Origin of the sequence: Pseudomonas protegens, from assembly GCF_003363755.1 — a bacterium.
Taxonomy (GTDB): domain Bacteria; phylum Pseudomonadota; class Gammaproteobacteria; order Pseudomonadales; family Pseudomonadaceae; genus Aquipseudomonas; species Aquipseudomonas danubii.
In genome coordinates this window covers 4,266,767-4,287,617 of the sequence record NZ_CP031396.1, presented here as the reverse complement: position 1 = coordinate 4,287,617, position 20,851 = coordinate 4,266,767, and the positions used below count along the sequence as shown (strand labels likewise).

At 65.4% G+C, this 20,851-nt stretch carries 20 protein-coding genes; 16 read left to right on the top strand and 4 right to left on the bottom strand.

All coding sequences use genetic code 11. The features are described from left to right. Positions 1-65: 65 nt before the first annotated feature. Genes cobJ through cobG form a run of 4 tightly spaced genes read right to left on the bottom strand, consistent with a single transcriptional unit; the run spans position 66 to position 4,450 of the window. Positions 66-1,787, bottom strand: a complete 1,722-nt coding sequence (cobJ, locus tag DWF74_RS19320; RefSeq protein ID WP_115581510.1) for a precorrin-3B C(17)-methyltransferase — start codon at positions 1,785-1,787, stop codon at positions 66-68. Beyond that, on the bottom strand, positions 1,787-2,518 hold the full coding sequence (locus DWF74_RS19315; protein ID WP_102862984.1) for a precorrin-2 C(20)-methyltransferase: 732 nt from the start codon (positions 2,516-2,518) through the stop codon (positions 1,787-1,789). The genes cobJ and DWF74_RS19315 overlap by 1 nt, the downstream gene beginning before the upstream one ends. After that, a complete protein-coding gene (locus tag DWF74_RS19310; protein ID WP_102862983.1) occupies positions 2,518-3,144 on the bottom strand; it encodes a precorrin-8X methylmutase in 627 nt (208 codons plus the stop codon). Before DWF74_RS19310 ends, DWF74_RS19315 begins: the two co-directional genes overlap by 1 nt. After that, positions 3,137-4,450 carry a precorrin-3B synthase gene (gene cobG, locus DWF74_RS19305; RefSeq protein ID WP_115581509.1) on the bottom strand — a complete coding sequence of 438 codons (1,314 nt, stop codon included), beginning with the start codon at positions 4,448-4,450 and terminating at the stop codon, positions 3,137-3,139. Before cobG ends, DWF74_RS19310 begins: the two co-directional genes overlap by 8 nt. Positions 4,451-4,581: 131 nt before the next feature. Between cobG and cbiE the strand changes: the two genes are divergently transcribed. The 16 genes from cbiE to urtA all read left to right on the top strand — a co-directional run bounded on the left by cbiE (position 4,582) and on the right by urtA (position 20,760). Further along, complete coding sequence (gene cbiE / locus DWF74_RS19300; protein ID WP_115581508.1) at positions 4,582-5,796, top strand: precorrin-6y C5,15-methyltransferase (decarboxylating) subunit CbiE; 1,215 nt, start codon at positions 4,582-4,584, stop codon at positions 5,794-5,796. Between the two features lie 93 nt (positions 5,797-5,889). Further along, the gene (locus tag DWF74_RS19295) at positions 5,890-6,987 is read left to right on the top strand and encodes a cobalt-precorrin-5B (C(1))-methyltransferase (protein WP_102862980.1); all 1,098 of its coding nucleotides are present in this window, start codon (positions 5,890-5,892) and stop codon (positions 6,985-6,987) included. After that, positions 6,984-7,712 (top strand): cobalt-precorrin-6A reductase, encoded by a 729-nt coding sequence (locus DWF74_RS19290; protein ID WP_115581507.1) that lies wholly within the window; start codon positions 6,984-6,986, stop codon positions 7,710-7,712. The genes DWF74_RS19295 and DWF74_RS19290 overlap by 4 nt, the downstream gene beginning before the upstream one ends. Before the next feature lie 173 nt (positions 7,713-7,885). Next, positions 7,886-8,188 carry a type II toxin-antitoxin system RelE/ParE family toxin gene (locus DWF74_RS19285; RefSeq protein ID WP_115581506.1) on the top strand — a complete coding sequence of 101 codons (303 nt, stop codon included), beginning with the start codon at positions 7,886-7,888 and terminating at the stop codon, positions 8,186-8,188. 3 nt (positions 8,189-8,191) lie between these two features. Continuing rightward, on the top strand, positions 8,192-8,482 hold the full coding sequence (locus tag DWF74_RS19280; protein ID WP_115581505.1) for an addiction module antidote protein: 291 nt from the start codon (positions 8,192-8,194) through the stop codon (positions 8,480-8,482). Positions 8,483-8,581: 99 nt separating this feature from the next. Next, positions 8,582-8,980: a DUF2946 domain-containing protein gene (locus DWF74_RS19275; RefSeq protein ID WP_115581504.1), complete on the top strand. Its 399-nt coding sequence runs from the start codon at positions 8,582-8,584 to the stop codon at positions 8,978-8,980. Between the two features lie 49 nt (positions 8,981-9,029). Further along, on the top strand, positions 9,030-9,524 hold the full coding sequence (locus DWF74_RS19270; protein ID WP_115581503.1) for a copper chaperone PCu(A)C: 495 nt from the start codon (positions 9,030-9,032) through the stop codon (positions 9,522-9,524). Between the two features lie 111 nt (positions 9,525-9,635). After that, positions 9,636-9,989: a DUF2946 domain-containing protein gene (locus DWF74_RS19265; RefSeq protein ID WP_240322069.1), complete on the top strand. Its 354-nt coding sequence runs from the start codon at positions 9,636-9,638 to the stop codon at positions 9,987-9,989. An 88-nt stretch (positions 9,990-10,077) separates the two neighbouring features. After that, a complete protein-coding gene (locus DWF74_RS19260) occupies positions 10,078-12,210 on the top strand; it encodes a TonB-dependent copper receptor (RefSeq protein ID WP_115581502.1) in 2,133 nt (710 codons plus the stop codon). 99 nt (positions 12,211-12,309) lie between these two features. Continuing rightward, positions 12,310-13,692 carry a PepSY-associated TM helix domain-containing protein gene (locus DWF74_RS19255; RefSeq protein ID WP_102862973.1) on the top strand — a complete coding sequence of 461 codons (1,383 nt, stop codon included), beginning with the start codon at positions 12,310-12,312 and terminating at the stop codon, positions 13,690-13,692. Between the two features lie 154 nt (positions 13,693-13,846). Further along, positions 13,847-15,982, top strand: coding sequence for a TonB-dependent receptor (locus DWF74_RS19250; RefSeq protein WP_115581501.1), 2,136 nt, complete (start codon positions 13,847-13,849; stop codon positions 15,980-15,982). A 41-nt stretch (positions 15,983-16,023) separates the two neighbouring features. Then, positions 16,024-16,812 carry an ABC transporter ATP-binding protein gene (locus DWF74_RS19245; protein ID WP_102862971.1) on the top strand — a complete coding sequence of 263 codons (789 nt, stop codon included), beginning with the start codon at positions 16,024-16,026 and terminating at the stop codon, positions 16,810-16,812. Then, a complete protein-coding gene (locus tag DWF74_RS19240; RefSeq protein ID WP_115581500.1) occupies positions 16,809-17,768 on the top strand; it encodes an ABC transporter substrate-binding protein in 960 nt (319 codons plus the stop codon). The genes DWF74_RS19245 and DWF74_RS19240 overlap by 4 nt, the downstream gene beginning before the upstream one ends. Then, positions 17,765-18,775 (top strand): FecCD family ABC transporter permease, encoded by a 1,011-nt coding sequence (locus tag DWF74_RS19235; protein WP_115581499.1) that lies wholly within the window; start codon positions 17,765-17,767, stop codon positions 18,773-18,775. Before DWF74_RS19240 ends, DWF74_RS19235 begins: the two co-directional genes overlap by 4 nt. 151 nt (positions 18,776-18,926) lie before the next feature. Then, the gene (locus DWF74_RS19230; protein WP_102862968.1) at positions 18,927-19,226 is read left to right on the top strand and encodes a hypothetical protein; all 300 of its coding nucleotides are present in this window, start codon (positions 18,927-18,929) and stop codon (positions 19,224-19,226) included. 268 nt (positions 19,227-19,494) lie between these two features. Continuing rightward, the gene (urtA, locus tag DWF74_RS19225; RefSeq protein ID WP_102862967.1) at positions 19,495-20,760 is read left to right on the top strand and encodes an urea ABC transporter substrate-binding protein; all 1,266 of its coding nucleotides are present in this window, start codon (positions 19,495-19,497) and stop codon (positions 20,758-20,760) included. Positions 20,761-20,851 lie beyond the last annotated feature (91 nt).

Here is a 20,851-nt window from a genome sequence, read left to right as displayed (position 1 = left end):
CTGCACGCTAGAAGCCGCTGCCGGCGATGGCGATCTTACGAGCGCCTTCGCCGGCAAGCCGGCTCCTACATGGGTTTATTGCCGTACCAGCGCGGCGTGTAGACCCACTCGCCACCCTCGGCCCGGGGGAACACGCAGGTGGTGGAAGAGCCCACCAGCACCATGGTGCGCATGTCCACCTGCTCCGGGGTCAGCTCGCCCAGGGTGATGACCCGCAGGGTCTGCCCCGGACGACCGATATCCCGTCCCAGCACCACCGGGGTTTGCGGCGTGCGGTGCTGGCGCACGATCTCCAGGGCCCGGCCCAGTTGCCAGGGTCGGGAACGGGAGATCGGGTTGTAGAAGGCCAGGGCCAGATCGGCCTGGGAGGCGAGGTCCAGGCGCTTCTCGATGATGTCCCAGGGCTTGAGGTTGTCGGACAGCGACAGCACGCAGAAGTCATGACCCAGCGGTGCGCCGGCCTGGGCGGCGGTGGCCAGTGAGGCGGAGACGCCCGGGAGGATCTCCAGGTCGACACGATGCCAGGCCGGATCGCTGGATTCGTGCAGGGCTTCCAGGACCGCCGCGGCCATGGCAAACACCCCCGGATCACCGGACGACACCACCACCACCGAACGGCCCTGGGCCGCCAGTTCGAAGGCGTGCCGGGCGCGCTGCATTTCTTCGCGGTTGTCAGTGCAGTGCATCACCTGATCGGCGCGGAACGGGCCGGCCATGCGCACGTAGGTTTCATAACCGAGGATGTCGTTGGCCCGGGCCAGTTCGGCTTTCACCGCCGGCACCATGAGTTCGGCTGCCCCCGGGCCAAGACCGATCACCGCCAGGCGCCCACGGGGCCGGCCGATCTGTTCGAGGTCCAGGGGCTGGCTGGCCACGGCGATGGCGATGTCCTCCCCCACCTTCAGCGGCGGCAGCAACTGCGGAACGGCTTGCTGTGCCAGTTCGACGACACTGCCGGCGGCCGGCAGGAAACGCAGTGGCACACCCAGTTGCGCAGCCGCCTGATGCAGGGCGCGGTCAGCCATGTCACTGTCGGCCGCCAGCAGGCAGGCGACGGACTGCACGGCGATGCGCGCCTGATGCAGGGCCTGACGGATGTGGGTAGCGAGGCTGGTATCGCTTTCGCCAGCAAGCTGGCCGCTACGGCAAGCGACCAGGACGCTGCGGGGGTAGATCAGCAGCTCATTGGCCGCAGGCTCGCGCTCGGCAGAGCCGACCCGGATGGTCAGGCGGGCCTGATCGTTCTCGGGCAGCTTGGCCGCGGCCAGCCAGGGCGCGGCGCCTTCGATGCGCACGCTTTCGCCACCCAGCAGGTCGGAGACAAAGCGCTTGCCCAGCTCCAGGTCGCCCAGGGCATAACCGCTGGGCGGGTTGAGCAGGCAGGTGCCAAAGCGCAGTTCGCCACTGGTGGTAATGGCCGCAGCCACGCCAAGGCCCGCGGCGATTTCCCGGGCCATGACGTTGACGCCGCCCAGGCCACCCAGCAGCGGCACCACGGCGCTGCCGTCTTCGGCCACTGCCAGCACCGGCGGTTCGGCGCCTTTTTCCAGCAGCAGCGGGGCCAGGGTGCGGATCACGATACCCGCCGCACACAGGGCGATGATGGGCCTGTCCTGTTGATACAGCTGGCGCAGGGTGGCGCCGAATTCGTGGTAGATCCGATCAGCGCCTTCGACCCGTTCCGCCAGACCGTGGATCAACGAATCGGGATACAGCCGCTGGATCTGCCGTGCGGTGTCGAGACTGCCTTGGCCAAGGATGACGATGGCCGGAATTGAACGGGCCATCAGCCTTGCCACCTTTCGCCGGGCACGATAATCAGCGAGAAGTACGGCGAGGACATCGGCTCCACGTCATCCAGCGGCACGATCTTCTGGTTGGCCATGGTGGCGCGCTCGACATACAGCGCACGCTGCGCCAGCCCCAGCTCTTCCAGGACCTGGCGCACCTTGGGGAAATTGCGCCCCAGCTTCATCACCACCGCCGCGTCGGCGTCCGCCAGACGCCGCTTGAGTTCGTCATGTGGCAGCACGCCCGAGAGCACCGACAGGCTCTGGTTGCGATACACCAGCGGCGCGCCCAGCACCGACGCGCCGCCCAGCATCGAGCACACCCCGGGCACCACTTCGGCCTGGTAACGCTCGGCCAGACGATCGTGCAGGTACATGTAGGAACCGTAGAAGAACGGGTCGCCTTCGCAGATCACCGCCACATCCCGACCGGCATCCAGATGCAGCGCCAGCTCCTGGCTGGCGCTGTCGTAGAAATCGCTGATCACTTGCTCGTAGGACAGCGGCGCCGGCAGCACTTCGGTGGTCACCGGGTACACCAGCGGCAGCAGGGTCTGGGCCTGTTGCAGGTGCCCTTCGATGATGCCGAAGGCGTTGCCTTTCTTGCCCTTGGCCACGAAGTAGGCCACCACCGGCGACTCGCGCAGCAGGCGCAGGGCCTTCAGGGTAATCAGCTCCGGATCACCAGGACCCACGCCAAGGCCGATCAAACGTCCAGGTTGCTGCATCATTCGATCTCCGTGGCCAGGGCGTTGACGGCGGCGGCGGCCATGGCGCTACCGCCCAGGCGACCCTGCATGATCACAAAGGGCACGCCGCGGCTGTCGGCGGCGAGCATCGCCTTGGATTCGGCGGCGCCGACAAAGCCCACCGGGAAGCCGAGGATCAGCGCCGGTTTCGGCGCGCCGGCGTCGAGCATTTCCAGAAGGTAGAACAGGGCGGTGGGCGCATTGCCGATCACCACCACGCTGCCTTCCAGGTGCGGACGCCAGAGCTCCAGAGCCGCCGCCGAGCGGGTGTTGCCCAGCTCTCGGGCCAACTCCGGGACGCTGTCATCGCGCAGGGTGCAGATCACTTTGTTGTTGGCCGGCAAGCGTGCCCGGGTAATGCCTTCAGAGACCATCCGCGCATCACAGAGGATCGGTGCCCCGGCGGCCAGGGCATCACGCCCGGCCTTGCCGGCGCCCGCGGAGAATTGCAGGCCGTCGATGGCCTCGACCATGCCGCAGGCGTGGATCACCCGTACCGCGAGTTTTTCCAGGTCGGCGGGAATGCGATCCAGCTTGGCTTCTTCGCGGATGATCGCGAAGGAGTTGCGATAGATCTCCTGACCGTCGCGGATGTAATCAATCATCTAGGTGGCTCCGTGGGCGGGCATCAAGCAGTGCCTCTGCCGCTTCAATAGAAAGGTTGCGTGCGTGCAGCGCGCCGAAACCCGGCTGCGCTGCATCGCGTAGATACAAGTCGTAACGCCCTGGGGCCGTCGCCAGCAGGGTGGCCGGCGCCACATGGGCGGCGGCGCAGGAACGGGAGCAGGCCGACAAATGCACCGCCTGCTGACGGCCATGGCCCTGGAGCAGGGTCGCCAACTTCAACGCATCGCCCTTGGTGTCGGCCAGGGCTTTGCCGCAGCCACTGGAGCCGGTACAGGCAATCAGGTGGGCCAGGGACTGTTCAGGGCTGCACAACAGGCCCAGTTGGCCCAGACGTGCCGTGACCCGGGGAGCATCCGCCGGGGCAATGCCGGGCAGCAGCAGGCTCTGCCAGGGTGTGAAGCGCAGGCTGGCGTCGCCGTACTGTTCGGCCAGCTGCGCAGCGCCCTTGAGCATGACGGGATCAAGGCGCCCCAGGGGCGCAACCGCACCGACATAGACCTGTCCGCGTTCACGCTGTGGATAAGTTCCAAGGTGCAGCCCTGGGACCGAGGCCGGACGCTGCCAGCCGTCGATACTCAACAAGGGCCGGCTCAGGCGCAGGTTCAGTTGGGCAAGAAAATCTGCCACCGGCACCTGCGCCAACAGGTGGCGCATCCGCGTCTGCTCGGGCGTGGCCAGTTCGAGAAACAGCTCCAGCACCGCCACCAGCAGTTCATGGCCCAGTTCCTGGGGCACTGCCGCCAAGGGTTTATCCACAGGGCTGCCCGCCAGGCCAAAGGCCAACAGCAACTGCCCCTCCCGCACCAAGGCGGCCAGCCACAGGTCGTGATGATGTTCGAGCATGGCCAGGGCTTCGCCGCCATCGAGCTGCACGGCGAACTTGGCCGACAGTTCATGGAAGCGCGAGTGGCTCTGCAAGGTCTCGAGGATCTGCCCGGCCAGGGGCCGGGTGTCCATCAGCAACTGCCGGTCGATGCCGGCACTGGGGCTGAGCATCAGGTTGCGCACATCGTCGCCGGCGGCGGTGGTCGGTCCCAGGCCGGCCGCCAGCAGTTTGTCGATCAGTGCCTGGTGCTCGGCGCCGATCCCGCGAATCTGCAGGTTGGCGCGGTTGGTGGCCTCGATCACACCGCCGGCATAAGCCTGCGCCGCCTCGGCCACCGCCGCTGCCTGAGCGGCACTGATGACGCCGCCCGCCAGCTTGATCCGGCAGATGCCGCCGTCCAGCGCCGGGACAATGCGCAGCAACCCCGGGCAGGCCGAGGGGCGGATGGCGGTGGACATAGGACGTTCGTTCAAAGGGGCGACCGGCAGTGTGGGAAAAGCGCTTCGTCAGCGAAGGCGCGGTATTATGCCTGCTTTGTCCGAAGGCATGAAAAGCCTGCCGGTCGGAACCTTAGGTTTGAGGAATATAGATGTCGCCCTGGCTGACAGTAGTGGGAATCGGTGAAGACGGCTTCAAGGGCCTGGGCAGGAACGCCCGCCATGCCCTGCTGGGCGCTTCGCGGATCGTCGGCGGCCAGCGCCAGCTGGATCTGCTGCCGGCGTGCATCCGTGGCGAACGCCAGTTGTGGCCCAGTCCGTTCTCCCTGGAGCCGGTGCTGAGCCAACGCGGCACGCCCGTCTGCGTGCTGGCCAGCGGCGATCCGATGCTGTTCGGCGTAGGGGCCAGCCTGGCCCGGCAACTGCCGGCCGATGAGCTGCAGGTACTGCCCTTTCCTTCCTCCTATTCCCTGGCCGCCGCCCGCCTGGGCTGGGCCCTGCAGGAGGTGGTCACGCTGTCGGTGGTGGCACGGCCGATTGCCGCGCTCAACGCCCAACTGTTCAGCGGCGTGCGCCTGCTGGTGCTGAGCAATGACCGCCACAGCCCGGCAGCCATCGCCGGACTGCTGCGCGAGCGCGGCTTCGGCCCGAGCCGGATCACGGTACTGGAGCACTTGGGCGGGCCCTTGGAGCGACGCCTGGACAGCACTGCCAATCAATGGAGCGATCCATCGATCGCCGACCTCAACCTGCTGGCCATCGAATGCCGGGCGGCGGCCGATACGCCGCCACTGTCCCGTCTGGCCGGCCTGCCGGACTCGGCCTTCCGTCATGACGGCCAGTTGACCAAGCGGGACGTGCGCGCCATCACTCTGGCCCGTCTGGCCCCGGTACCCGGTGAACTGCTCTGGGATGTGGGGGCCGGCAGCGGTTCCATCGGTATTGAATGGATGCGGGCCCACCCCAGTTGTAGGGCCCTGGCCATCGAAGCCGATGACGGCCGCCAGCAGTTGATCGAACACAACCGCGACGTGCTCGGGGTGCCCGGGCTGCAACTGATTCGCGGCAGCGCGCCCCAGGCCCTGGCCGGACTGGAGCGTCCGGATGCGGTGTTCATCGGTGGTGGGGTGACCCGCGAAGGCGTATTGCAGACTTGCTGGGAGCAGCTCAAGCCCGGTGGGCGCCTGGTGGCCAACGCGGTGACCCTGCAAAGTGAAATGACCCTGATGCACTGGCGCGAGCAGTACGGCGGGGAACTGACCCGCATCCATATCGCCCAGGCCCAGCCCCTGGGGGAGTTCGATACCTGGCGCCAGGCCCTGCCGATCACCCTGTTGGACCTGCACAAACCCCGGGACCTGCCATGAACCTTGCAGGAATGGGCTTGCCCGCAAAAGCGTCCAGCAAAGAGACCGCAGCGCGCCCTTGGCGAGCAAGCTCGCTCCTACGGGAGCAAGGGCATGCGTGAGGAAACAGCGGAACAGCCCGCGCCCCTGCGCAGCGGCCTGACCACCGGCAGCTGCGCCACCGCCACCAGCCTGGCCGCCGCTCGCCTGCTCTTGGGGGGCGTCAATGCGGACGCGGTGGATATCGTCCTGCCCAAGGGTAAACAGGTACAGATGCGCCTGGAGTTCTGTCGCCGCACCCACGACGGCGCCGAGGCCGGAACCCTCAAGGATGCCGGCGACGACCCGGACGTGACCCACGGCGCCCTGCTCTACTCCCAGGTGCGCCTGACTCCCGAGCCGGGAATCCGCTTTATAGCCGGCCAGGGCGTGGGCACCGTGACCCGCCCCGGGCTGGTGCTGGCAGTGGGTGAGCCGGCGATCAATCCCGTGCCGCGCCGGATGATCAGCGAACACCTGCAACGGCTCGCCGAGGAACAGGCCTACCCCGGCGGCTTCGAAGTCACGGTGAACGTCGAGGGCGGAGCGGAACTGGCCCTGAAAACCATGAACCCGCGCCTGGGGATTCTCGGCGGGCTGTCGATCCTGGGCACCAGCGGCATTGTCCGGCCCTTCTCCTGCGCGGCCTATATCGCCTCGATCCACCAGGGCATCGACGTGGCCAAGACCAATGGCTACCTGCACATCGCCGCCTGCACCGGCAACGCCAGCGAAGACACCATGCGCCGGGTCTACGAACTGCCGGAAATCGCCCTGATCGAAATGGGCGACTTCGTCGGCGCAGTGCTCAAGCACCTGCGCAAAGTGCCTGTGGATAAACTCAGCCTGTGCGGCGGCTTCGGCAAGATCAGCAAACTGGCCGCCGGGCACATGGACCTGCACAGCCGCCATTCCAGCATCGACCTGCCACAACTGGCGCGCTGGGCCGCCGCGGTGGGTGCCGACCCGGCGCTGCAACAGGCCATCCGCGAGGCCAATACCAGCCAGCAGGCCCTGGCCATGGCCAGCGCCGCCGGGATCGCCCTGGGCGACGCGGTGTGCCAGCACGCCCTGGACTTCGCCCGCAGCGTGGTGCCGGCCCAGGTACAGGTGGAAGTCTTCGCCATCGATCGCCAGGGCGGCATCGTTGGCCATGCCGGAGTCTTGTCATGACCCGTATTCTGCTGCTGGGCGGGGTCACCGAAGCCCTGGCCATCGCCCGTACCCTGGGCCCTGAACATATCTACAGCCTGGCCGGGGTCGGTCGGGTGCCCAGCGACCTCAAGTGCCAGGTACGGGTGGGCGGCTACGGCGGTGCCGAGGGCCTGGCGCGCTTTATCCGCGAACAACGCATTGGCCTCCTGCTGGATGCCACCCACCCTTACGCGGCACAGATCAGCGCCAATGCCGTGGCTGCGGCACAGCACGCAGCCGTGCCTTGCTGGGCCTTGCGGCGCCCGGCCTGGCAGCCGCAGCCAGGGGATGACTGGCGCGAGATCGCCGGCTGGGAGGCATTGGTCGAGGCCCTGCGGCCCTTCAAGCGGCCGCTGTTCACCCTGGGCCGCGAGCCGTTGCAGCATCTGAACGAGATTCCTGCGGGGCAGTTCTGGACCCTGCGCGCCCTGGAAACCTGCCCCGGCAACGAGCGTTGCGAAGTCATCGGTGCCCGTGGGCCTTTCCTGATCGAAGACGAGCGCCAACTGTTCGCACGTCGGGACATCGATGTGCTGATCAGCAAGAACAGCGGCAGCAGCGCCACCGAGCCCAAGTTGGAGGTGGCACGTGAGCGGGGCATACCGGTGCTGGTGCTCAAGCGCCCAAAGCTGCCCGAGGCCGACCGCCACTTTGCCAGCGTGGCCGAGTTGCTGCAGGCCCTGCACTCGCCGGACAAAACCTGACAGGCAAAACCGCCGCGCCCCACAAACACTTGGGAAGCCCCTGGCAGCGCGCTACCAACCCCATGCTTTAGCCTCCTTGGACCGTCTCAATGGCGCCGGCTCCGCTCGTCGCCCAGTTGAGCTCTAGGCGGGCAAATGGGTTGCCACGCTGTATCCCAAGGAATACATTCGTCATGTACGTCTTCGAGCAGACCCTGGAGTTCAGCCGCTGGCTCCTGCACCTGAAGGATCCGCAAGGCAAAACCCGTGTACTGGCCAGGATCCGCGCCGCCCAACTGGGCCGATTCGGCGACTGCGAACCGGTGGGCGAAGGTGTCTATGAAATGCACATCCATCGCGGCCCCGGCTATCGGGTGTACTTCTCGCGCCGGGGCACGGTGATCTACCTGTTGTTGATCGGCGGTGACAAGAACACCCAGAGACGCGATATCCAACGCGCCAGGCAACTGGCCCACGACCTCAAGAGCGAGGGTTGAAACATGCACACCCCAGTCACCCGCTTCGACGCGGCGGAGTACCTCAAGAACCCTGAAGACATGGTGGCCTACCTCGACGCCTGCTTCGAGGAAGACACCGGCGATGGCAAGCTGATCCGCGCCGCCCTCAACGACATCGCCCGCGCCCGCGGCATGACCCAGATCGCCCGCGATACCGGCCTGGGTCGCGAGAGCCTGTACAAGGCCCTGGGCAGCCAGGGCAATCCCGAGTTCGCGACTATCATCAAGGTCATGAAGGCACTGGGACTCAAGCTCCACGTCAGCCCGGCCTGAACTGGCACTGCGACACCACACCGCATACGCTGCTTTTTTACTTATCCACAGCGATCAGGCTAAATACCCGCCTGATCGCTCAACCGACGGATCGTCCCCATGTCCCGACAACGGCTCGCATTTGCCTGGATCGCCTGCTTCGCAGTGCTGTTCAACATGCTTGCCATGCCGCTTTCCGGGGCCATGCAACGCAACGATTCGGGGCTGGACGAACAACTGCTGTGGGGCAGCTTCTGCTCTTCCAGCGGCACCAAAATGGTGGCCATTTCCCTGGGCAAGCTTGAACAGAAAGCCCCGCAGAACGACGAGCACTCGAACATGCAGCACTGCTGGTGCTGCTCAGGCTCGGCGCCGCTGGTGGCCCTGCCCGGTCATGTACCCCAGCTGAATTTCATTCGTTTCGCCGTCCAGCCGGGCGCGCCGCAACCGAAGATCGCAGTGCTCACCCTGCGCCAGCAATGGCCCAGCCTGAACCCCGGTGCCCCGCCTCTGGCATGATTCCCTTTCGCAAGTGATCTGCGTTTTTGAATCGTTCTGGAGAACCGTCATGTCCAAACCGTCCCTGATCAAGCAATCCCTGCTCGTTGCCGCGCTGCTGCTGCCTGCCTGTTTCGCCACCGCTCACGACTACAAGGCCGGTGAGTTGCAGATCGCCCATCCCTGGTCGCAGGAGCTGCCGCCGAACGCGCCGACCGTCGCGGCTTACTTCGTGGTGCACAACCCAGGCAAGAACGCCGACACCCTGCTCAGTGTCGACTCGCCGATCTCTGGCCGGGCCGAACTGCATGAACACGTCATGCAAGGCGACATGATGAAAATGCAGCAAGTGGCCAAGGTTGCGGTGCCCGCCGGCGGTGAGGTGACCTTCGCCCCCATGGGCTACCACGTGATGCTGATGGAGCTCAAAGACCGCAGCCTGCTCAGCGACGGCAAGCGCTTCCCCCTGACCCTGCACTTTGAAAAGGCCGGCGACGTCACCGTCGAAGTGGCCGTACAGAAGCAGCCACCGGCCGCCATGCACGAGTCCAAGCACGCTCACTAAGCTGACCGGCTCGTTACCGTGAACACCCCGCACGCGCCTGGCCGCAGGCGGTCCGCGCCGCGTCGCAACTCCCCGGGAGTGCGCCGCGGCAGCTGGATCAGCCTGTTCGCCATGCTGATGATCTTTATCGGCCCGCTGATTTCTCAGTCGATGCCGATGGATCACGCGATGCCGATGAACATGTCCGTCTCCATGGACATGGGCGACGGCGCGCCCGGCTGTCACGGTGAAAGCCCGCATCACGCCCAACAGGGCAAGTCCCAGGGCGAACAACACGTACTCTGGGAAAAATGCGGCTATTGCAGCCTGCTGTTCAATTGCCCGGCGCTGCCTTCGGGGCTGTCGTTCGCCGCCCTGTCCGCGCCGCCCACACAGCATTTCCTGATCCCCGCCACGCGCCTGGGCCACGCCCGGCAGACCGTGTTCCCCGGCGCCCTGACCCGCGCCCCACCGATCCTCGTCTGAGTCCCCTGCTCATCTCACACGGCCGACTGTCATTGCGACAGCCGCGTAGTTGCGGCCGTGTCATTCAAGACCGATCGATGGAACATCTATGTTTTCTGCTGACACTTGCCTGGGCGCTGCCCAGCCATCCAAGCCCTTTGCCCTGAACCCGTCGCGCCTGCGTTTCAACCATGCCCTGGCGGTGCTTTGCGGCGTGCTGCTGACCCCCCTGGCCCTGGCCGACGAGGCCCCGACGGATCACTCCCGACACGGCACGCAATTGAGCCCGACGGTGATCACCGCCATCGCCCCCAGCTCGCCGCTGACCGTGGTCACCAATCCCAAGGACCCGCGCCAACCGGTCCCGGCCAGTGACGGCGGCGACTACCTGAAGACCATTCCCGGCTTCGCCCTGGTACGCAATGGCGGCACCAACGGTGACCCGGTACTGCGGGGCATGTTCGGCTCGCGCCTGAACATCCTCACCAACGGCGGCATGATGCTCGGCGCCTGCCCCGGCCGCATGGATGCACCGACCTCCTACATCTCCCCGGAAACCTATGATCGCCTGACCGTGATCAAGGGCCCGCAAACCGTGCTCTGGGGCCCGGGCGCCTCGGCCGGCACGGTGCTGTTCGAGCGTGAGCCGGAACACTTCGGCGAACTCGGCACGCGGGTCAACGCCAGCCTGTTGGCGGGCTCCAACGGCCGCTTCGACAAGACCCTGGATGCTGCCGCCGGCGGCCCCCTGGGGTATGTGCGGGTGATCGGCAACACCGCCCATGCCGACGACTACAAGGATGGCAACAACGACACCGTGGCCTCGCGCTACGACAAGTGGAACGGTGACGTGGCCCTGGGCTGGACCCCGGACGCCGACACCCTGCTGGAGCTCACCGCCGGCAAGGGCGACGGCGAAGCCCGCTACGCCGGCCGCGGCATGGACGGTTCGCAGTTCAAGCGCGAAAGCCTGGGCCTGCGTTTCGAAAAATCCAATATCGGCGAGGTCCTGGACAAGGTCGAGGCCCAGGTCTACTACAACTACGCCGACCACGTGATGGACAACTACAGCCTGCGCACCCCGTCCGGCACCGGCATGATGGCCGGCCCCATGGCCTCCAATGTCGACCGTCGCACCCTCGGTGCGCGGATCAAGGCCACCTGGCGCTGGGCCGACCTGCAGTTGATTGGCGGCCTGGATGCCCAGACCAACGAACACCGCACTCGGGCCAGCAACGGCGTGGATACCTACAAGCAACTGCCCCGTACCAAGGACGCCGACCTCCACAACTACGGCGCCTTCGGCGAACTGACCTGGTACGCCGCCGAGCGCGACCGCCTGATCACCGGGGCCCGCCTCGACCGTGCTTCGGCCAAGGACTACCGGCAGAGCATCGGCTCGGGAATGATGAGCCGGCCCAACCCCACTGCCGGCGATACTCGGGCCGATACCCTGCCCAGCGGCTTCGTGCGCTACGAGCATGACCTGGCCGACAGCCCGACCACGCTGTACGTCGGCCTTGGCCACACTCAGCGGTTCCCCGACTACTGGGAGCTGTTCTCGCCGAAAATGGGCCCGGCGGGCTCAGTGAACGCCTTCGATTCGATCAAGCCGGAAAAGACCACCCAACTGGACTTCGGCCTGCAATACCAGAGCGAGGATCTGGAAGCCTGGGCCTCGGGCTATATCGGCCAGGTGCGCGACTACATCCTCTTCGACTACAGTCCTGCCATGGGCGGCATGAGCACCTCTCGGGCCGAGAACATCGACGCCCGGATCATGGGCGGCGAACTGGGTGCGGCCTACAAGCTGACCTCCAACTGGAAAGCCGATGCGACCCTGGCCTACGCCTGGGGCAAGAACAGCAGCGACGGCAAGGCCCTGCCGCAGATGCCGCCGCTGGACGCGCGCTTCGGCCTGACCTACAGCGAGGACGACTGGAGCGCCGGGGCCTTGTGGCGGGTGGTGGCGGCGCAAAACCGCGTCGACCTGAACAAAGGCAATGTGGTCGGCAAGGACTTCGGCAAGAGCGGTGGCTTCGGCGTGTTCTCCCTCAACGGCGCCTACCGGGTGACCAAGAACCTCAAGCTCAGCACCGGGGTCGACAACCTGTTCGGCAAGGCCTACGCCGAACACCTGAACCTGGCGGGCAACGCCGGCTTCGGCTACCCGGCCAGTGATCCCCAGGCGATCAAGGAGCCGGGGCGCACCCTCTGGACCAAGGTCGACCTGAGCTTCTGATCCGCCTTCGCCGGCACGCCGGCTCCTCACCGCAGGAGCTGGGGTGCCAGCGAACAGCCCCTATAAGAAAAGATTCACTGCCCTGCGGAGCGTTCCCCGATGAACCGACCCAAAGTGTCTTTCTACAACCTGGCCTGGCGCTGGCATTTCTACGCCGGGCTGTTCGTGGCCCCTTTCATGGTGATGCTGGCCCTGACCGGCATCATCTACCTGTTCAAGCCACAACTGGACCCGTTGATGTACCCCAGCCTGCTCAAGGTGCCCGCCGGTCATCACCTGCTGAGTGCCGACGACTTGCTGCAAAGGGTGCAATCGGCCTACCCCCAGGGCCATATCAAGCAGTACCTGCCACCGATTGATGCCGAGCGCAGCGCGCAGTTCGTGGTGCAGGACAAGGGTCAGGAGCTGAATGTCTTCATCGACCCCTACCACGGCGATGTGCTCGGCGAGCAGGATGCCAAGGCCAACCTGCAGGCCGTGGCCCGGGCCATTCACGGTGAGCTGATGATCGGCACCGTCGGTGACCGGCTGGTGGAACTGGCCGCTGGCTGGGGCATCGTCCTGGTGGTGTCCGGCCTGTACCTGTGGTGGCCACGGGGCAAGTCGTCGGCGGGCGTGCTGTGGCCGCGTTTCAGCGTCCGCGGCAGGCCGTTCTGGCGCGACCTGCACAGTGTGCTGGGCTTCTGGGGCGCGGCATTCCTGCTGCTGATGCTACTCAGCGGCATGACCTGGACCGGCTTCTGGGGCAAGCAGTACGCCGACCTGTGGAACCGCTTTCCGGCGGCCATGTGGAACGACGTGCCGACCTCCGACCAGCAGGCCCGGGAGCTCAACAGCGCCACGCGCCAGACCGTGCCCTGGGCGGTGGAAAACACCCCGATGCCGATGTCGGGCGACCACGCCGAGCACATGGCCCACAACGCCGCGGACACGGCGCCGGCAGCCCCGTCCATCAGCCTGCAAGCGGTGCAGGACATCGCCCGCCAGCGCCAGGTCGAACCGGGCTACAGCATCACCTTGCCGAAGACCGCCACCGGCGTGTTCACCATCGCCGTGTTCGCCGACGATCCGCGCAACGATGCCACCCTGCATGTCGACCAATACAGCGGCAAGGTCCTGGCCGACGTGCGCTGGCAGCAGTACAGCAACGTGGCCCGGGCCACGGAGGTTGGGGTGATGCTGCATGAAGGCAAGATGTTCGGCCGCGTCAACCAGATCCTGGTGCTGGTGGTGTGCCTGATGATCTTGCTCAGCGCCGTGAGCGGCATGGTCATGTGGTGGCAGCGTCGTCCCCAGGGCCGACTCGGCGTGCCCCCGCTGCGCCACGACCTGCCGAAATGGAAAACCGCGATGCTGATCATGGCGCTGCTGGCCTTGGCATTTCCTTTGGTTGGAGCCTCGCTGATTGGGGTGTGGCTGCTCGATCGCCTGCTGCTTTCACGCTTCAATCGCGGGCCTGAATCTGCTTCATCTTCAACATGAATCAGCTGAGATGCGCGTTCCAGAGGGCTCTGTAGAATCTCGGCGCTTTAGCCATGCACAATTATAATGTTACTTTATAACACTAAAGTGTAAGATCCCTGCCCGCAGTTCCCCACTGCGGGCAACCCCCTCGAAGAAGTGATTCACCGTCCCGATGAACAAGTACTTGCTGCCCAGCCTTTGCCTGATGGCCTTGCCTTCCCTGGCTCAGGCGGATGATTCCGCCGCCTCCCTGACCCTACCCACCGGCACCATTTCGGCTCCGGCCAGCGCGGCCGACGACAGCGTCAGCCTGAAGACCCCCACCAGCGCCGGCTCGCGCCTGGGCCTCAGCGCCCTGGAAACCCCGGCCAGCACTGACAGCCTGAGCGGCGAACGGATTCGCGCCCGGGGTGACCGCAGCATTCAGGACGCGGTCTCCCGCAGCGCCGGCATCAGCCGCACCGGCACCCCAGGCGACGGTGGCACTTCCTTGTCGGCACGGGGTTTCACCGGGCAGAGTTCGGTGATGCAGCTGTATGACGGCAACCGCATGTACACCGGCATGGGCACCGTGACCTTCCCGGTGGACAGCTGGGCGGTGGAGCGGGTCGACGTGCTGCGCGGCCCGGCCTCGGTGCTGTATGGCGAAGGTGCCACCGGCGCGGTGATCAACACCCTCCCGAAAAAGCCCTTCAGCGGCGCAATCGAAAACCACCTGCGCCTGGGCTACGGCTCCTTCGATCGCCAGCAGCAGGCCCTGGACAGCGGTGGCTCCCTGAGCGACACCTTGAGCTATCGGCTCAACCTCAACCGCGAGCGCAGCAACGGCTGGATCGACCGTGGCGACTCCTCCGGCGATTTCGTCAGTGCCGCCCTGCGCTGGCAGGCTCGCGACGACCTGGCCTTTACCCTGGCCCACGACTACGGCGACCAGAACCCGATGAACGACTTCGGCACGCCGCTGATCAACGGGCGCTTCCACAAAAGCCTGCGAAACAAGAACTACAACGTCCGCAATGACCAGCAGCACTACAACGACCAGTGGACCCGCCTGACCAGCGAATGGAAGATTTCCGACCAGGTCAGTGCCAGCAACGAGCTGTATTACCTCAAGGCCCAGCGTCGTTGGCAGAACGCCGAGAACTACAACTTCAACCCGACCACCGGCCAACTGAGCCGCAGCGGTTACTACGCTATCGGCCACCAGCAGGAACAGGTCGGCGACCGCCAGACCTTTACCTTCAAGCACTCGCTGCTGGGCCTCGACAGCCAGACCCTGACCGGCGTCGACTACAACCGCATTCGCTTTCACCTGAAGAGCAATTCGCCCTTCACCGACAGTTTTACCAACGGTCAACCGCTGGACCTGTATCACCCGGCCGCGGGCGACTTCGCCAGCAACAGCCCCTACCGCGATCAATTCAAGACCACCACCAAACAGCTGTCGGTGTTCGCCGAAAACCGCCTGCAACTCAGCGAGCGCTGGTCCCTGGTGACCGGTGTGCGCCGCGACTATGCGCACATTGATCGGGATGACTTGAAGGACGACAGCCGCAGCGACAAGACCCTGACCGGCAACAACTGGAAGGCCGGGCTGGTGTTTGCCATAACCCCGGACACCTCCCTTTACGGGCAGTACTCCACCAGCACCGACGGCGTTGGCGGGCTGATTTCCCTGAGCAAGAGCCAGCAGCAATTCGACCTGTCCAGCGCCCGGCAGAGCGAGATCGGCCTCAAGCAGGCGTTCTGGGACCAGCGTGGCGAATGGACCCTGGCGGCCTACCACATCGTCAAGAAGAAGCTGCTGACCGATGTGCCCGGCGAGCCGAACCGCAAACAGCAAGTGGGCCAGCAATCCTCCAACGGCCTGGAAGCCAGCCTGGAGCTGCAACTGCCCGACGCCTGGCAATTGCAGGCCAACGCCGCCATCGTTCGTGCCCAGTACGACGACTTCCAGCAGGACGTCAACGGCGTGCAAGTCTCCCGCGACGGCAAGCGCCCGGTGGACGTGCCGCGCCGCACCGCCAACCTGTGGCTGAGCAAGGCCCTCAACGATGACCTGCGGGCCGGCGCCGGAGTGCGCTACGTGGATGCGCGCTACGCCGATATGGCCAACCGCAACGAACTGCCCAGCTACACCGTGGTCGATGCCAACCTGTCGTGGAAAGCACTGCCCAATACCACCCTGGGCCTGCAATTGAACAACCTGTTTGACCGCCAGTACGCACAAAGCCAATACAATGACGGCCAGCAATGGATACTCGGCGAGCCACGCTCGTTCTTCGTCACCGCTGACTACACCTTTTAACCCCACCTGGCGCTACGGCACGGGGATCACACGGACACCGCATGACCTCGCTGAACCTCACCAACCTGGCCTGGACACCCCTGGGCCAGGGCCACTGCCATCACCAGTTCCAACTGCGTGAGGCCAGCCTGCAAGTGGCGGCCGGCGAGTTCGTCGGCCTGATCGGGCCCAACGGCAGCGGCAAGACCAGCCTGCTGCGCTGCGCCTATCGCTTCAGCAAGCCGCAGCAGGGCGAGGTGCAACTGGCCCATCACAACGTGTGGAAGCAATCGCCACGCTGGTGCGCGCAACGCATCGCCGTGGTGCTCCAGGAGTTCCCCGACGCTTTCGGCCTGACGGTGGAGGAAGTGGTCGCCATGGGGCGCACGCCGCACAAGGGCCTGTTCGACGGCGACACCGAACAAGACCGGCGCATCGCCCGCGAGGCCCTGGAATCGGTGGGCCTGCTGGGCTTCGAGGACCATGCTTTCGCCACCTTGTCCGGGGGCGAGAAACAACGGGTGATCCTGGCCCGTGCCCTGGCCCAGCGCCCGCAACTGCTGATCCTCGATGAACCGACCAACCACCTCGATCCGCGCTACCAGCTGGAGCTGTTGCAACGGGTCAAGCGCCTGGGCATCGGCACCCTGGCGAGCATCCATGACCTGAACCTGGCCGCGGCCTTCTGCGACCGGCTGTATGTCCTCGATCACGGACGCATCGTCGCCAGCGGCACTCCCACCGAAGTGCTCACAGTCGATCTGCTGCGCAACGTCTTCGGCGTCGAGGCGCTGATCGACGCCCACCCCCTGTCCGGCTACCCACGAATCACCTGGATCACTCAACCATGACCTTGCGCTCCCTGCTCCGCTCCGGCCTCGCCCTGACCCTGTTCCTGGGCACCGCCCAAGCCTTCGCCGAAGCGACCCACTACCCGCTGACCATCACCAGCTGCAACCGTGAAGTGACCTTCAAGCAAGCGCCGCAGCACGCCCTCAGCCATGACATCAACATGACCCAGATGATGCTCGCCCTGGGGCTCAAGTCGCGGATGGAGGGCTACAGCGGCGTCAGTGGCTGGAAGGCCGTGACCCCGCAAATGAGCACCTTGCTCGACGGTCTGCCAGAGCTGGCGGCCAAGTACCCGTCGGTGGAAACCCTGCTCAACGCCAACGTCGACTTTTTCTTCGCCGGCTGGGACTACGGCATGCGCATCGGCGGCGACCTCACGCCGCAGACCCTGGCGCCACTGGGGATCAACGTCTACGAGCTGACCGAGTCCTGCGCCTTCGTGATGAAGCGCCCGGCGGCCAGCCTCGACGACACCTACAACGACCTGCGCAACCTGGGGCGGATCTTCGACGTGCAGGACCGGGCCAACGCGCTGATCGCGCAGATGCAGGAGCAGGTCGCCGAGGTACAGAAGGACCTGCCCAAGGACAAGCCCCGGGTGTTCCTCTACGACAGCGGCGAAGACCGGGCCATGACCTCGGGCCGCCTGGGCATGCCCCAGGCCCTGATCGATGCCGCTGGCGGGCGCAACATTCTCGATGACGTCGAAGCCAGTTGGACCCGAATCAACTGGGAGACGGTGGTCGAGCGCAACCCGCAAGTGATCGTCATCGTCGACTACAGCGAAGTCACCGCCGAGCAGAAGCAGCAGTTCCTGCTGAACAACCAGGCCCTGCAAGGAGTCGACGCGATCAAGAACCAGCGCTTCATCGTCATTCCCTATGTGCAAGCCACCCCGGGCATCGACAACGTGCTGGCGGTGGAAACCCTGGCCAAGGGTTTCCACGGCGAATGATCAAGGGTCGTTATGCCTGTCTGTTACTGACCCTCGGCGCCCTGCTGCTGGCGTCCTGTGTGCTGTCCCTGGGTTTCGGTCCGGCGCGGGTGCCGGCGGAGGTGGTCTGGCGGATTCTCCTGCACAAGACCCTGGGCCTGGGTACGGTGGACTGGAGCCCGGGCCAGGAGCATATCGTCTGGCTGATCCGCGTCCCGCGCATGCTCCTCGGTGCTTTGGTCGGCGCCGGGCTGGCCCTGATCGGCGCGGTGCTGCAGGCCGTGACCCGCAATCCCCTGGCCGACCCGCACCTGCTGGGGGTGACCTCCGGCGCCACCCTCGGCGCGGTGATCGTGGTGCTGCACCTGGGGCAGGTCATCGGCCTCTTGACCCTGCCCCTGGCGGCCTTTATCGGCGCCCTGGCGAGCATGCTCCTGGTGCTGGGCATCGCCGCGCGCAACGGGCGCCTGGACAGCGACCGCCTGCTGCTGTGCGGGGTGGCGGTGTCCTTCGTGATGATGGCGGTGGCCAACCTGCTGCTGTTCATGGGTGATCACCGGGCCAGCTCGGCGGTGATGTTCTGGATGCTCGGCGGCCTGGGCCTGGCGCGCTGGGAACTGCTGGCGATTCCTGCCGCCAGCGTGCTGCTGGGGCTGGGGTTGCTGCTGGGCATGGCACGGCCGCTGAATGCCTTGATGGCCGGGGAACAGACTGCCGTGACCCTGGGCCTGAACGCACGCAACGTGCGCCTGAAGGTGTTCCTGATCGCCTCGCTGATGACCGGGGTGCTGGTGTCCATCAGCGGCTCCATCGGCTTTGTCGGGCTGATGGTGCCGCACATCGCCCGGCGCCTGGTGGGTGCCGAGCACCGTCGACTGCTGCCGGTGTGCGTGCTGCTGGGCAGCCTGTTCCTGGTCTGGGTCGACGTCGCCGCGCGTACCCTGATCGCCCCTGAGGACCTGCCCATCGGCGTGGCCACGGCGGCCATTGGCGGGCTGTTCTTCATTGGCCTGATGCGCCGCCGCTGACGGTGCCCGTCTCCCTGTAAGCGCCGGCTTGCCGGCGAAGGCCCCCCTGAGCCTTGTGCCAGGTTCGAGGACCTCTTCGCCGGCAAGCCAGCTCCTACAATCGTCGTCCTTGCTTTAAGATCGCGCGCTTGGATCTCTCAGGATGAGTCTCATGTTCAGAACCGCATTCTTGGCCTTGCTGCTCGGCACCACCCTTGGCGCCCAGGCCGGCACCTCGGTCGACGTCTCGAAAATCTACGGCAACATCCAGATCGTCAACAGCTTCCCCGACTACAAGGTCAAGGTGGTGAACTCCTTTCCCGATCTGAAGGTCAAGCAGGTCAACTCCTTTGCCGACGCGCCGGGCAAGTGGAAGATCGTCAACAGCTTTCCCGATTACAAGATCCAGATCGTCGACTCCTTTCCCGATTTCACCATCAAATACGTCGACTCCTTCCCTGGGGTTAACTGAAGCCCCTGGCTGACCCAGGCTGCCGCTCTGCGGCAGCACCACAATGACGCATCCCTGCGCACCATCCTCTGCGCAAAGCCTCCTCTTGGGGCATCACCTAGCCGCTCACTGCCGCTAAGACCGACGTTTTCATGCCCTAGGGCGACTCGGCACATCCCTTGCAAAACAGCCCTTCAGCACAGGCGGAGTGAAAACTACTGCGTTTTCACTGCGCCCGAGAAGTCGCATCTACCACCTGAAAAAATCAAGAGTTCATGGAGATCGCACAATGAAGCGTCGTAGTTTGCTCAAGGCTTTCACCCTCTCGGCAAGCATTGCCGCGATGGGCATGACCTGGACCGTCCAGGCCGCCGAGACCATCAAGGTCGGTATCCTGCACTCCCTGTCGGGGACCATGGCGATCTCTGAAACCTCGCTCAAAGACATGGCGCTGATGACCATTGACGAGATCAACGCCAAGGGCGGGGTCAACGGCAAGCTGCTGGAACCGGTGGTGGTGGACCCGGCCTCCAACTGGCCGCTGTTCGCCGAAAAGGGTCGGCAGTTGCTGACCCAGGACAAGGTGGCGGTGGTGTTCGGCTGCTGGACATCGGTGTCGCGCAAATCGGTGCTGCCAGTGTTCGAAGAACTCAACGGCCTGCTGTTCTACCCGGTGCAGTACGAAGGCGAAGAAATGTCGCCCAACGTCTTCTACACCGGCGCCGCGCCGAACCAGCAGGCGATCCCGGCCGTGGAGTACCTGATGAGCGAAGACGGTGGCAGTGCCAAGCGCTTCTTCCTGCTGGGCACCGACTACGTCTACCCGCGCACCACCAACAAGATTTTGCGTTCGTTCCTGCACGCCAAGGGCGTGGCCGACAAGGACATCGAAGAGGTCTACACCCCCTTCGGCCACAGCGACTATCAAACCATCGTCGCCAACATCAAGAAGTTCTCCGCCGGCGGCAAGACCGCGGTGATCTCCACGGTCAACGGCGATTCCAACGTGCCCTTCTACAAGGAACTGGCCAACCAGGGCCTGAAGGCCACCGACGTGCCGGTGGTGGCGTTCTCGGTGGGCGAGGAAGAACTGCGCGGCATCGACACCAAGCCGCTGGTGGGCAACCTCGCGGCATGGAACTACTTCGAATCGGTGGATAACCCGGTGAACCAGAAGTTCGTCGCCGCCTGGAAGGCCTACGCCAAGGCCAAGAACCTGCCGGGGGCAGACAAGGCGGTGACCAACGACCCGATGGAAGCTACCTACGTCGGCATTCACATGTGGGCCCAGGCGGTGGAGAAAGCCAAGTCCACCGATGTCGACAAGGTCCGCGAAGCCCTGGCCGGGCAGACCTTCGCCGCGCCCTCGGGCTACACCCTGACCATGGACAAGACCAACCACCACCTGCACAAGCCGGTGATGATCGGCGAGATCCAGCCGGACGGTCAGTTCAACGTGGTGTGGCAGACCGAAGGGCCGATCCGCGCCCAGCCCTGGAGCCCATACATCCCGGGCAACGACAAGAAGCCGGACTACGCGGTCAAGAGCAACTGATCGCCGGATGGACGCCAAGCCTTCAGGCCCGGCACACCCCCTGTAGCCGCTGCCGTAGGCTGCGATCGGCCTCGAAGAGCACGTGCTCTTG

Bases quoted from the DNA above. Each gene is read 5' to 3' on its own strand.
- cobJ (WP_115581510.1), bottom strand. From the start codon at position 1,787: ATGGCCCGTTCAATTCCGGCCATCGTCATCCTTGGCCAAGGCAGTCTC.
- DWF74_RS19315 (WP_102862984.1), bottom strand. From the start codon at position 2,518: ATGCAGCAACCTGGACGTTTGATCGGCCTTGGCGTGGGTCCTGGTGAT.
- DWF74_RS19310 (WP_102862983.1), bottom strand. From the start codon at position 3,144: ATGATTGATTACATCCGCGACGGTCAGGAGATCTATCGCAACTCCTTC.
- cobG (WP_115581509.1), bottom strand. From the start codon at position 4,450: ATGTCCACCGCCATCCGCCCCTCGGCCTGCCCGGGGTTGCTGCGCATT.
- cbiE (WP_115581508.1), top strand. From the start codon at position 4,582: ATGTCGCCCTGGCTGACAGTAGTGGGAATCGGTGAAGACGGCTTCAAG.
- DWF74_RS19295 (WP_102862980.1), top strand. From the start codon at position 5,890: ATGCGTGAGGAAACAGCGGAACAGCCCGCGCCCCTGCGCAGCGGCCTG.
- DWF74_RS19290 (WP_115581507.1), top strand. From the start codon at position 6,984: ATGACCCGTATTCTGCTGCTGGGCGGGGTCACCGAAGCCCTGGCCATC.
- DWF74_RS19285 (WP_115581506.1), top strand. From the start codon at position 7,886: ATGTACGTCTTCGAGCAGACCCTGGAGTTCAGCCGCTGGCTCCTGCAC.
- DWF74_RS19280 (WP_115581505.1), top strand. From the start codon at position 8,192: ATGCACACCCCAGTCACCCGCTTCGACGCGGCGGAGTACCTCAAGAAC.
- DWF74_RS19275 (WP_115581504.1), top strand. From the start codon at position 8,582: ATGTCCCGACAACGGCTCGCATTTGCCTGGATCGCCTGCTTCGCAGTG.
- DWF74_RS19270 (WP_115581503.1), top strand. From the start codon at position 9,030: ATGTCCAAACCGTCCCTGATCAAGCAATCCCTGCTCGTTGCCGCGCTG.
- DWF74_RS19265 (WP_240322069.1), top strand. From the start codon at position 9,636: ATGCTGATGATCTTTATCGGCCCGCTGATTTCTCAGTCGATGCCGATG.
- DWF74_RS19260 (WP_115581502.1), top strand. From the start codon at position 10,078: ATGTTTTCTGCTGACACTTGCCTGGGCGCTGCCCAGCCATCCAAGCCC.
- DWF74_RS19255 (WP_102862973.1), top strand. From the start codon at position 12,310: ATGAACCGACCCAAAGTGTCTTTCTACAACCTGGCCTGGCGCTGGCAT.
- DWF74_RS19250 (WP_115581501.1), top strand. From the start codon at position 13,847: ATGAACAAGTACTTGCTGCCCAGCCTTTGCCTGATGGCCTTGCCTTCC.
- DWF74_RS19245 (WP_102862971.1), top strand. From the start codon at position 16,024: ATGACCTCGCTGAACCTCACCAACCTGGCCTGGACACCCCTGGGCCAG.
- DWF74_RS19240 (WP_115581500.1), top strand. From the start codon at position 16,809: ATGACCTTGCGCTCCCTGCTCCGCTCCGGCCTCGCCCTGACCCTGTTC.
- DWF74_RS19235 (WP_115581499.1), top strand. From the start codon at position 17,765: ATGATCAAGGGTCGTTATGCCTGTCTGTTACTGACCCTCGGCGCCCTG.
- DWF74_RS19230 (WP_102862968.1), top strand. From the start codon at position 18,927: ATGTTCAGAACCGCATTCTTGGCCTTGCTGCTCGGCACCACCCTTGGC.
- urtA (WP_102862967.1), top strand. From the start codon at position 19,495: ATGAAGCGTCGTAGTTTGCTCAAGGCTTTCACCCTCTCGGCAAGCATT.